Consider the following 12,066-nt stretch of genomic DNA (forward strand, 5'->3'; position numbering starts at 1 on the left):
ATTATCAGCCATGTTGGCGCATAATCCCAACTCTAAAACTTTCCGATAGAAACAATCACGCCATAGCTGTGCGAAAAGTCCGAAATCACGGGGCATTGAACGCCCATCCGGTTTGAGGCGAACCAGCTCATTTGCGTGGATACTGATTCCGATGCAGGCATGTGAGACATCAGACTTCCCAGATAGGACTGGCCAAGAACACTCCGTGCATCGAGTACCCATACGCAGGAGACCATTAATTTTTCAACGGAAAAAAATCCATGCGTAGATTTTTATTCAATTGACTTAATAATTTTTTTCTTCGACATGACTAAGAGATATCTCTCAAAAAATCGAAAAACTAAGACATACCTCTTACCGGCAGTGACGTCTGAAGACCCGCAACAAAAATTTATAACCGGGATGCCCAATTTCGGTTTGTCATATTCACTCTCGAAATCTACCGTTTAAATATTGATCAAGGAATCAGTTGCCAAGCCAGAACAAGGCGCGCCGATCAGGCATGCTCAGGTTCTGGTTTGTGGCCGATGGTGATCAGCAAACCAACGTTTGTGCTTCTAGCGAGAGGGATCTAGCCATGCCTTGCAGTAAAGGCGGACTACGGCGACCACCGGCCGCCGATCAGCCCGCACCCGACCCATTACCTTCAGTGCCAAAAACCGGCTTTACCCGAAAACTGTTGCGTACGTTTATGCAAAGAGGCGGAGCCTGGGGCATCTCACTAACACTGGCGACAGGGCCGGCACTAGCGGCAGATCCCCCCCCGCTCAATAAAATCAAGGTACCCGATGTAAACATGCTCGGGCTACTGGATGGTGATGGACCGGGATTTAACCCGGCACAATGGGAACAGATCACCGAACCGGGCAAGCGCATCGCGCTGCAGCAACTCGGCAAGGCCTTTTTCTTCGACATGCAGGTCGGCAGTGACGCAGTACAGTCCTGTGCCAGCTGCCACTTCAACTCAGGGGCCGATGTCCGCAAGGTCAACGCTCTTAGCCCTGGGCTGAATCGTGGGGATTTCACCCATCAGCTACGCGGTGTCAACCGCAATTTACGGCAAGCCGATTTCGGTGGGGCCAATTCATTCCGTGGTCTACCTGCGAACGAAGATGCGGTAATCAACGCAGGCGGCACCCCGGATCTGGAGGACGGCACGCCCGGAAACCTGGTGCCGTTGAACATGCTCAATGCCATCAAGGGCGACGACGTCAATGACATCGTCGGCTCGCAGGGGGTGAGGGGTGCAACCTTTGGCGCCCTGGTCCAATTCGATGGCCGCGAAAGCGGAACGCTGCTCGAGTTTGACCCTGGGTTCGATGCCAACGACGATCTGTTCGATGGTTTTGGCAACCTGTTACCGGGGCTGTTCCACACGGTCCGCCGGGTTGAGCCGCGCAATACGCCTACCACCTACAACGCGATCTTTAACCAGCGCAGTTTCTGGGATGGTCGTGCAGACATGTTCTTCAATGGCGTAAACACCCTGGGCTTCCGCGACCCTGATGCCAAGGTCAAGGTATACAGCGGTGGGGATTACGCGACCCCGCTCTCGCTACTGATTCCATTCTCGTCTCTCGCCTCCCAGGCCGTTGGGCCAATTGGCAGCGGCCTGGAGATGGAATTCGTACACCGCGGCGGTGGCGGCGGTCCGTCACACGTCCTCGGCCGGAAAATGCTGGGGCTGGTTCCGCTCTACGGGCAGTGGGTACACTGCAACGATTCCCTGTTGGGCGAGCTTGCGGGCTGCCAGGCAGGCGATGAGAAGGTGCGCGGGCTCAGTGTCGACTACGCCAGTATGATCAAGGATGTGTTCCTCGAGAAATTCTGGGGTGACGGCTCGGGCAATGATATTTGCCTGGAAGCACCCGCGTTCAACAAGGTCCTGCCGTTAAACGCGTGTACCGACGACTTCTCAAATCCGAACCGCACCCTTATGGAGGTAAACTTCAATCTGTTCTGGGGTCTTGCGGTACAAGCCTACGAGGCGACACTCACCACCGGTAATACCATTGTTGACCTGATGGCCGGAGGCCTGATCGACTCCGACCCAGAAGGCAATGACGGCCCCACTACCATTGTGGAAAATACCAACGGCCGTGTGATGACCCGTCTCGATATCGGTAAAGCACGGCCGCCCGCCGGCGCACCCAATCAGGTATTCACCCGCGTTAACGGTCGGTTTGTGTTGCTGATGGACTGGACCGGACTGCAGCCGGAGGGTGACTTGTCACTGGATGACTGCGCGGCAATGTCAGCGCTCGACAAGACCGACGCCGGTGCACAGGGCGGCTATAAGGCTTGCGCCATGAAGATGGCCGAGTTTATCCACCCGGGCGCGGAAACCGGTTCCGAAGCACCCAATGCCCCCAATCAGCCGGAGAGCGGTCCGCTGTTGGCCGGTGAGAACTTCGGGGGCTGCACCCCACCCTACACCTCGCGCGCCTGTGACGTGGCCTTTGCCACCATCCAGAACATCGACGAGGGTATGGGACGCTTCCAGGCGGGTGCCACCGACTGCGCCGCGTGCCACACGTCCGCAGAATTCACCGGTGCCACCATCAGTGCGACGGTTGGTTTCGGTGCGGAAGACCTGCCGGCGGATCCCGACGAGCCACCACCAGCCATTCTCGAGCGCATGAACACCTTTGAAAACCAGGGTGTTTACGATGCCGGTTTCTACAACCTGGCCGTGCGTCCAACCGGTGAAGACCTGAGTGTGGGTTCCAGCATCCAGACCTCCAGTGGTGCGCTGATACCTCTGTCCATGGCAAAGCTCGCTCAGCTGATCGGCATGCTGCCATCGGACCTGCCGGCACCTTACGACAACCCTGACAGTAAGGCGGCCATTCAGGCAATCAAGGACAACCTGGCAGCCGGTGTGGCAAAAGGAGGCATTCAGGTGCCGAAGCGCCCGGACGACCTTTCGCCCAAGGCCTTCGCCATGAACCTGGGATGCGACCCCGCGGTAGACCCGATCTGCAACCCGACCATTCCGCCCGCAGAGCTCATCCTGCGCAACGGATTCTTCAAAACACCGAGTGTGCGCATGACCAAGTTTACCGGTCCCTATATGCACAACGGCTCGAAGATGAATCTGCGTCAGGTACTGGAGTTCTACAAGCGCGTAGTGGATTTCGACCTGCCGGCATCCGAACGCCCGAGCTTCGGCAACCTGAACAAGTTCAACCTGGACGCCGGGTTACGCGTGTTTGATGTTGGCGCAGATCGCGAGGCCGCCATGATCGAAATGATGGAGACCGGCCTGACCGACTGGAGCGCAGCCTTCCAGCAGGGCAAGTTCGACCATCCCCAGATCTGCGTGCCAAACGGCCACGACAATCGCGGCCGCACCAAGCTGGCCAACGTTCCTGCCGTGGGTGCCGACGGCAGTACAAGTCGCATCATCACCTTCCAGGAGATGCTGCGAAATGCAACGGGGCTTGCGCACGACCTGACGGAGCCATGTGATATGGATATTTCCAATCTCAATGGCAGATCACTTATTGATGTGCCCTATGCCCCCGGACCTTAATCCTCTGGCATAAACCATCAAGCCCGCCAGGTAACTGGCGGGCTTTTTTTGTCTTCACGGCCCAACACATTTCCTCTTCCAGGAACAGCCATCGATAAACGGACGCGGACCATCCGCAAAAAAGCCGGGCATAAAGCCCGGCGCAACATCCTGTGGTTTGCCGAAAAATGATTAGTTGAGGACGCGATAACCGCGTCCGCGCAGGCAATTGCGCGTGATGTAATTCTGCTCCGTGTGCGCGCTGCCGACGCCGCTGACACCGCCGAGCAACGCGCCGGCACCAGCGCCGGCTGCGGCCGCGCTGCTGGTGTCGCCGATGATGGCGCCGAGCGCACCGCCGAGCAGTGCGCCACCGGCGGCGCGGGTAACCCCGCGGCGACCGGCATCATTGCGTGCCGCCATCGACATGGTCTTGCAGTCCGCCAGGTCCAGCTGATACTGGCGCATGTTAACGCCGTAGGTATCAATCACGATGTTGCCCGCGCCATACACCTGTTCTTGCTGATAGGCGCACCCGCACAGAGTTGCTGTGGCCAAGCCCACAGCGACGATGAATTTGTACTTCATTGGCGCTTATCACCTCACTTGTCGTCTGCATCTACTTTAGGTTTAGACGACAGTAGATAATCGCGCCAAGTGATTTCGGGATAAGCAGGAGGCGGGTTAGATCAGATAGTTTGACGAACGGCGGCTGGCAGGCGGGCAGGCTGGCGATCAGTGCGATCACTCACGGTAAAAGTAATCCAGCACCAGCCGCTGGGGATCCCCCCGGTCATCCAACAGGTTGGTCACGCCGACAAAACGCAACAGGCGAGGTGCTGCGTCACCTTTGGTGCCGCGAATTGTGTATTCCAGATAGATGTCTCCGCCGGCGATCCAGCGCAGAAAGGCTTGTGCAAGATCCACGCGAATGCACAAATCCGCCCCTTGCCGTTGACAGGGTACCGCCGTGGCCCGCAAACCGATGGTGCGCCCATGTACCGGCGATGCGAACTTAAACTCGAGCTTCTCGCCACGGTTCAGCGCCTGCCAATGCTGGCGGACGTACGCGTCGAATCCCGCATCTACAACATCCACCTGAGTATCGGCAAAGGTGGCATCGCGAAAATCTGCCTCTGTGCGGGGTTTGTAGCGCAGCTGCCAGCCCTCGGATACCCGACTGGCCTGCCGCACTTCACCCATGCGGAAGTCTTCCTGAGAAACCTGGGGGCGCGCACGCTGTAATATCCCGGAAGCGCCCTCCCCGTCGGTAATCCACTTTTCGGCAATTTTGCTCCCCGCGGGCCCCTCGGGGCGATAGTAAACCACCCGCAGGCTGCCCGAAGGCTGCGGCATAAAGTACTCGCAATAGCGTACCTCGGGCCCTTCTACTGCCCTCGCCTGCCCGACCACCATGGCCGCCTGCTGAACATCATCCGGTGCGGTGCAACCTGCCACCGAGAGTGCCGCTACTGCCAACCAGCTCGCCATGCCTACCTCCTTGAATTACCTCTGCGGAAAACCGGCTTTCCGGAAAACCAGGCTTCCGGAAAACACTGACGAGCGCGCACAGGCCATCAGCACCGGTAGATAAACCGCCCACAAGAGCGCGAGCAGCAGCACGGTGGCCATAATCGGCTGCCCCAGAATGACATCACCGTTAATCTTTGCGCCCACCCAGTAACTCAGGGGCCCGCCGGTAGCACCAAACAGGGCCGCCACCCACAGGTTGCGCTGCAAAAAGCGAAACGCGAACCGAAGTGCCAGGGAAAAATTCACCCACAGAAAGGCAAGCCACAGAGGCAGAAACCGGAACTCCGCGGACGTGGCAAACTGCCCAAAGTGAAACAGCAGCGCATCCATTGCAGCACCCGATAGCGCCACAAGCGCAACCCAGAGGAGCGTGCGAACAACGGAGCTGGTCCGTTCACCCGGGGCTGCCTGCAGGTCGAACAGCCACAGATGGATTAACAAGTTTGCCAGAGTGACCGCCGCCAGCACGGTCACGCCGGGCGACAATACACAGACCAGCCAAACCCCTTCAAACACAAGACCACTGAAGAACAGCTTGCCGATACTCAGTGAACGGGATTGCGAATTTGCCACCGTATCCACGGGATCAGTGCACGGGCGGCAAGGTAGTACAACGGGGTTTGGCGAAGGTGAACTGCGCCGTACTGATCACCCGCTCGAGGAAGCCACCCTCGCAGTAACAGAAGTAAAAATCCCACATATTGATAAAGCGATCATCAAAACCCTGCTGGCGCACATCGTCGATGCGCTCAAAGAAGGCCTGACGCCACGCACGCAGTGTCATTGCGTAATCGAAGGTGATGTCATCCAGCCCGACAATTTGCATGTCGGTGTGAGACGCGATGTTCTCTGCCACCACCTGATTGGACGGCAGGCAACCGCCCGGGAAGATGTAGCGCTGAATAAAGTCCACACTATTCTTGTACTGCTCGAAGCGCTGGTCCTGGATAGTAATGGCCTGCATCACCATTAATCCGTGTGGCTTCAATAGCCCGCTGCAGCGTGAAAAAAACTCGCGGTAATATTTGTGGCCCACCGCTTCGATCATCTCGATGGAGACAATCTTGTCGTACTGGCCCTCCAGCTCCCGGTAGTCTTTCAGCAGCAGGGTAACTTTATCCTCAAGACCCTCGCGTGCCACCCACGCCTTGGCATATTCATACTGCTCTTTGGAAATGGTGGTGGTGGTTACCCGGCAGCCAAACTTCTTCGCCGCATAAACCGCCATACCGCCCCACCCAGTACCAATTTCCAGAAGGTGATCGGACTCCTTGAGTTGCAGCTTGCGGCAGATTCTCGCCAGCTTGAACTCCGATGCGTCGGCAAGACTGGCCTCCTTGTGGGGAAAGACCGCGGACGAATACAACATGGTGGGATCGAGGAAAAGACCGAAAAAGTCGTTGCCCAGGTCATAGTGGGCAGAAATATTACGGCGCGAACCATGCACGGAATTTCCATTCATCCAGTGCAGAGCCTTGAGCGCAATTTTATTGAAAATGTTCCAGCGGGAATCGATGCTGTTCAGCAGGTGCATATTGGCGACCATCAGACGGATCACCGCCACCAGATCCGGTGAATACCAGGCGCCATCCATATAGGCTTCGCCGGAGCCGATGGAGCCGTTCAACAGTACCTGCGTATAGGTCGACGGGTGCACGACATGAATATGCGCTTCCAGTGAGGCGTCAATGCCAGCACCGCCAAACACATGCACAGCGGGGCCGCTGGATGCGTCAGATGGGGTATCGCCCGACTCGCAGTGTTCGTGAACATACAAAGTGCCGACACTGACACCTTGTAGTTTTTGCAGCACCAGCCTTCTGGCCAGGCGCTCGAACCAGGATTCGGTGCGGTCGCGATCGGTTGATGACTGCGCTACACGACGCTCCGCATTCGGGGCCATGTGCGTCTCTGGCGCCCGACCTGCACTGCGCTCAGCGGTGTGCGTTTCCGCTCCAGCAATTGCGACCGACTTGTATCCTGGCTTCATATCAACTGCTCTCCAACTCAAAAATTGTTCTTACTCTTAACAGGTATTGGCGACACCGATCACTCACCGGGAAGCTGACGCTTTTCCGGGTGCGTATGAACAGGTATGCGCTTGATAAACAACTTCAGCGCCTGCCAGTATATCGACATGATGATTTTTACGGTATGCATGGGAAACTGGATCAGCTTACTGCGGAGCGTGGCCGCAGTGATTTCCTCCCGTTGCAGGTGCATACAGGCGTCAAACACCCGCTCGCCGTCCTGCACCGAACGTATGCTGACGGTAAGCGCTTTCCCCGGTAACGTACTGCGCCATTGATAGCTCTGCTCAAGGGGCATAAACGGCGAGACATGCAGGGTTTTGGAGAACTCTGCACGCTGCACGCGCCCTTGTGACACCATATCCAACACATAGCCGTGTCGCTCATTCCATGGCGTGTTGTGCACGTCCACCAGAAGATATTCGACCTGCTCACCGGCGTGATCAAAACAGTAATACACACTGATGGGATTCATGTTGTAACCGAAATAGCGCCAGTTTGCGAGTAGCGCAATGGGGCCACCCGGGCGCACTCCGACTTCCTCAAACACACGATCGCGCACGGCCTTGTCCAAAGGGATACCCGGATCACCGTAAAAGTCTTCGCGGCAGAAGCGTGCGGGCGCTCCGCGTCGCGACGACCAGAGCCAGGACTGAGAGAGAATGTGTGGCAACTCATCCAGAAAGGCGTACACCATAAACCCGCGATAGCGAAAGCTGTGTTCGCGAGGCTTTAATCTCCGGTGCTGAATCCACCCGGTGTAGAGGCCGCTGCGCATCAGAAATCGACCCCCAGGCCCTTGGCTACCCGGACCGCACTGACCACACCATCCTCATGGAAACCGTTGGCCCAGTAGGCGCCGCAAAACCAGGTTTTGTTGCTGCCGTTTATTTCACCCCAACGCGATTGCGCCTGATTACCATTAACCGAGAACTGCGGGTGCGCATACTCGTACCGCCCGATCACCTTCTGCTCATCAATCGCATCATCGGCATTCAGGGTGACGCAATAGGTCTGTTCCGCCTCCAGCCGCTGCAGAATATTCATGTTATAGGTCAGCACCGGCAAGCGGTCGTGCTCGCCCTGAAGTCGATAATTCCAGCTGGCCCAGGCACTCTGTCGGCGCGGCAACAGGCTGGTATCCGTGTGCAGAACCACAGAATTCTTCTCGTAGGGTATCTGGCCGAGGATTTCACGCTCCTGCGTGCTGGCGTCACCCAGAATCGCCAGCGCCTGGTCGGAATGGCAGGCAAATACCACCTGATCAAATTCTCGCTGCTGCAGCTGTCCGCTCCGATCGCGATATTCCAGCGTCACGCCCTGCGCATGGCGCACCACCTTCTGTACCGGACAGGAGAGATGGATTTTGTCAGCGTAGCTGCGGGTGAGTGGCTCGATATAGCTGCGCGAGCCTCCCTGAATCACTCGCCACTGGGGACGGTTAAAGATATTGAGCAACCCGTGGTTGTAGAAAAAGCGAATGAAGAAATCCACGGAAAAGTCCAGCATTCTGGACATGCTCGCAGACCAGATAGCCGACCCCATAGGAATCAGGTAGCGGGATGAAAACTCCGCGGAGTAGCCATTGTTCTCCAGGTAGGACCCCAGCGTCATCGACGAGCCCAGATCCCCCCGCTGCCAGTCGGTGACCGCATCCCGATTGAAGCGCACGATGTCCTTCAGCATCCGCCAGTGACCACCGTCCAGCAAGTTGCGCCGCTGGGCAAACAGGGAATTAAAATTATTGCCGGCATACTCAAACTCGCGCGCGCCAGTGTCGGTGCATTTTGGGCGAGATACGCTGAAACCCATATCCGTAGGCTGTGACTCCACCCCGATCTCGCCCATCAATTTAATGAACTTGGGATAGGTCCAGTCATTGAACACGATAAACCCGGTGTCGATCGGCAGCAACCTGCCGCCCTCCATGACATCCATGGTGGCCGTGTGGCCACCGAGGCGATGGTCTGCCTCAAACAAGGCGACCTCGTGTTGCTGATTCAGCAGATAAGCAGCGGTCAACCCGGAAATACCACTACCAATAATGGCGACGTTCATGCACCTTTCCTCAACTTTTTAATTCTTGTCATACGCGGTGCACACACACCAAACCAGATGGGCCGCAACAGACCCAGTATACGCAGCGGCCAGCTCAGGCGCCGGGGAAAATCAATGACCGCCTTGTTGCCATTGAGCCCGGCCAGAATACGCTGTGCTGCCTCGTCCGGCGACATCAAAAATGGCATGTCAAAATCATTCTCTTGTGTCAGCGGCGTATCGATAAATCCGGGCCGGATCAATACCGTGCGCAATGGTACTTGGGACGTATCCGCTCTCAATGCATCCATGAAGTACTGCAGCGCCGCTTTCGATGCACCGTAGGCTTCCGCACGCGGAAAGCCTACCACCGATGAAAGACTGCCCACCGCCGCAAAAATAGGCGAGCGCGCGTTGGTCAATAACGGCAGCGCCTCGCGCAGGGTGTTTACGACACCGAAAAAATTGGCATCGAACACCCGCCGATAGCTTTCGATATCCAGTGTCAGCCCATCGTCGTATTCGCAGGTACCGGCGCCGGCGATGACGGTATCCAGCTGGTCCGTAATTTCACGCAGGGCAGTCCCCGCCTCTGCCATGGAGGCATCATCGCCTACATCGCAACTCAACACGCGAATCAACTTGGGATTCAACTGCTGCACCTTGAGCAGGGCCTCGCGGTTGCGGCCACTGATGATGACGAAGTGCCCCTCCCCCACCAGTGCCCGTACCAGCGCTTCACCGATACCCGAGCTCGCTCCGGTGATCCAGATAGTCTTTTTCACCGACGGTTCAATTGCGTTGGACACAGCAGCCTCCTATTTCCCTGTACGCCCTGGGCGACAACCCATTACCGGTCATGTTATGCACCACTCTCCGCAATCCCGCGCTTCACATAGCGCAACACCGCACCCAGCACGGGCACCTGCTCGTACACCATGGCGCCAAGGTCGTAGATGTCTTCATGGGTGAGCACCCGATCGGTCTCCAGGTCGAGGCTCAGCAGGGAGGCGCCACGCAGCTGCAGCGGAGCCCCTCCACTGAGGCGAGGGTGCCGGTAGTGCATGGTCCACCACAGATTGACGGTGCTCCCATCCACCAGTGTCTGGTCAAACTCGAATCGACACTCCCGCAGGTTCTGGGCCACGCCGGCGAAATACGCCTGCATGCTGGCAAGTCCTTCAATGCGGTGCACCGGATCCGAGAAAACCACGTTTTCTGCGTAAACTTCAGCGATCGAGTCGGGATCTGCCGCCAAAAAGTCGGAATACAGGAGTTTTATACGTTTTACCAATGCTGCCATAGTGCCGCCATAGTGTTCACCGACTCGAGCATGGGCCTCGAACGGTAGTTAATGAATGGACGGTCTGAAATACGCCACCGGTCATCATTCAGATTACCTTCCGCCGCCGACAATTAAGCCGACAAGCCAAATCCGTCAAAAACGGGTTCTGTGTTGATCCAACCTGAGGTACTCAGCGTAAACCGCCCTGACACACATCAAATCCATTCGCGCAAGAGGCCAGTACCGGTACAGTGATGAGGGTACAATGTTGACAACGGAACGCAGAAACAGCGAGTCAAAAATCGTGCAGGCTTCAGAGCAGACAAGAGACGACGAGTGGAGCAGTCTCCTAGTGAAAGTGGGCGAGCACCGCGACCGCCGGGCATTCGAGCGCCTTTTTGCCCACTTTGCCCCTCTTATCAAGGGGTTCCAGTTCAGCCGTGGCGGCCAGAGCTCGGCGCCAGAGGCCGCCGACGAGCTGGTGCAGGAGGTCATGTTTCGCGTCTGGCGCAAGGCCCCGAGCTTCAATCCGGACAAGGCCGCTGCCAGCACCTGGATATTCACCATCATGCGTAACTGCCGCATTGATGCAATGCGCCGCCGAGGGCGGCAACCAGACACGGATGACAGTCTCAATGTCGAAGACATCTGGGACGACAGCCAGGACGATCAACCGCTGGTATACCTGCAGCAATCCCGGAGTCAGCGCGCAGTCGCTGACGGTATGCAGGAGCTACCGCCGGAACAGAGCCATGTTATTGAAAAAGCGTATATGGAAGGTAAATCACACAGTGAAATTTCGGAAGAGCTTGGTCTGCCCCTGGGCACGGTAAAATCCCGGGTACGACTGGCCCTCAAGAAACTCCAAAACACAATTGTCAGGTAGGGAGCCATGATTCATCACCATCCCGACAGCAACATGATGCTGGAATACGCCAGCGGCAGCCTGAACTGGGCTCACAGCCTGGTGGTTTCGGCGCACATCCAGCTTTGCCCGAAATGCGCGGCCCAGATGAAATTACTCAATGGTATCGGTGGCACCCTGTTGGCAGCCAGCGAACCGGTCACTGCTGCGCCAACACCCGCGGACAGCTTTGAGCGGTTGATGGCGCGCATTGAAGAGGACACTGACGCGAGCCCTGCGGCCCAGCAGGTTGGGGAACGCCAAACCACGGCAGCGCGCACTCGCAGCCGCAAGGCCAAACGCGACCCGATTTTTGCTAGCGTACCTCCGGTTGTTGAGAAACTCCTCAGCACCAACCCGGTACTGCCCTGGCGTCGGCTTTCCAAGGGACTGAAAGAGGCCCGCCTGACCACCGGACAAAACCGACACGAGGTGGCGTTCCACCGTATTGCGCCAGGCAGCAAGGTGGCCGAACACGATCACCGTGGCAAAGAAATCACCATGGTGTTGTATGGCAGCTTCTCGGATGCCGAAGGCGTTTATTCCACGGGCGACTTTCTGGTGCGCGAGCCGGGCGAGGTCCATCGCCCGACGGCCACCCAGAACCAGGAGTGCCTGTGCTTGTCCGTGGTGGAAGCACCGGTTGCCCTCACCGGTTTCTGGGGCAAACTGATCAACCCGTTTCTGTCGATCAGACCGAGTTAACCGGCACCCATACTGAGACTGTCACCAGTGGTGCACCAGCGCAAAAAAAATCCCGGAG

General features: G+C 57.3%; 11 protein-coding genes. 3 read left to right on the top strand and 8 right to left on the bottom strand.

Features of this window, described 5'->3' with window-relative positions:
• Positions 1-796 precede the first annotated feature (796 nt).
• Positions 797-3,535: a cytochrome c peroxidase gene (locus tag AU182_RS10910; RefSeq protein ID WP_066964872.1), complete on the top strand. Its 2,739-nt coding sequence runs from the start codon at positions 797-799 to the stop codon at positions 3,533-3,535.
• Between the two features lie 171 nt (positions 3,536-3,706).
• On the opposite strand, the gene AU182_RS10915 is transcribed toward AU182_RS10910, so the two are convergent.
• The 8 genes from AU182_RS10915 to AU182_RS10950 all read right to left on the bottom strand — a co-directional run bounded on the left by AU182_RS10915 (position 3,707) and on the right by AU182_RS10950 (position 10,417).
• Positions 3,707-4,102, bottom strand: coding sequence for a hypothetical protein (locus AU182_RS10915; RefSeq protein WP_066964875.1), 396 nt, complete (start codon positions 4,100-4,102; stop codon positions 3,707-3,709).
• Positions 4,103-4,258: 156 nt separating this feature from the next.
• Positions 4,259-5,005: a hypothetical protein gene (locus AU182_RS10920; RefSeq protein WP_066964878.1), complete on the bottom strand. Its 747-nt coding sequence runs from the start codon at positions 5,003-5,005 to the stop codon at positions 4,259-4,261.
• A gap of 15 nt (positions 5,006-5,020) precedes the next feature.
• Entirely contained in the window at positions 5,021-5,620 is a 600-nt protein-coding gene (locus AU182_RS10925; RefSeq protein ID WP_193754330.1) for a DUF2878 domain-containing protein, read from the bottom strand.
• 13 nt (positions 5,621-5,633) lie between these two features.
• The gene (locus AU182_RS10930) at positions 5,634-6,950 is read right to left on the bottom strand and encodes a cyclopropane-fatty-acyl-phospholipid synthase family protein (RefSeq protein WP_066964883.1); all 1,317 of its coding nucleotides are present in this window, start codon (positions 6,948-6,950) and stop codon (positions 5,634-5,636) included.
• Positions 6,951-7,096: 146 nt separating this feature from the next.
• Complete coding sequence (locus AU182_RS10935; RefSeq protein ID WP_066964886.1) at positions 7,097-7,855, bottom strand: DUF1365 domain-containing protein; 759 nt, start codon at positions 7,853-7,855, stop codon at positions 7,097-7,099.
• Positions 7,855-9,135 (bottom strand): NAD(P)/FAD-dependent oxidoreductase, encoded by a 1,281-nt coding sequence (locus AU182_RS10940; protein ID WP_066964889.1) that lies wholly within the window; start codon positions 9,133-9,135, stop codon positions 7,855-7,857. Before AU182_RS10940 ends, AU182_RS10935 begins: the two co-directional genes overlap by 1 nt.
• Positions 9,132-9,923, bottom strand: coding sequence for an SDR family oxidoreductase (locus AU182_RS10945; protein ID WP_082859374.1), 792 nt, complete (start codon positions 9,921-9,923; stop codon positions 9,132-9,134). The genes AU182_RS10940 and AU182_RS10945 overlap by 4 nt, the downstream gene beginning before the upstream one ends.
• A 53-nt stretch (positions 9,924-9,976) precedes the next feature.
• On the bottom strand, positions 9,977-10,417 hold the full coding sequence (locus AU182_RS10950) for a nuclear transport factor 2 family protein (RefSeq protein WP_066964892.1): 441 nt from the start codon (positions 10,415-10,417) through the stop codon (positions 9,977-9,979).
• 247 nt (positions 10,418-10,664) lie between these two features.
• Between AU182_RS10950 and AU182_RS10955 the strand changes: the two genes are divergently transcribed.
• Together AU182_RS10955 and AU182_RS10960 are read left to right on the top strand one after the other, a co-directional pair.
• Entirely contained in the window at positions 10,665-11,285 is a 621-nt protein-coding gene (locus tag AU182_RS10955) for a sigma-70 family RNA polymerase sigma factor (protein ID WP_082859375.1), read from the top strand.
• Between the two features lie 6 nt (positions 11,286-11,291).
• The gene (locus AU182_RS10960; protein ID WP_066964895.1) at positions 11,292-12,008 is read left to right on the top strand and encodes a ChrR family anti-sigma-E factor; all 717 of its coding nucleotides are present in this window, start codon (positions 11,292-11,294) and stop codon (positions 12,006-12,008) included.
• Positions 12,009-12,066 lie beyond the last annotated feature (58 nt).

It is taken from the genome of Microbulbifer sp. Q7 (genome assembly GCF_001639145.1).
GTDB lineage: Bacteria > Pseudomonadota > Gammaproteobacteria > Pseudomonadales > Cellvibrionaceae > Microbulbifer.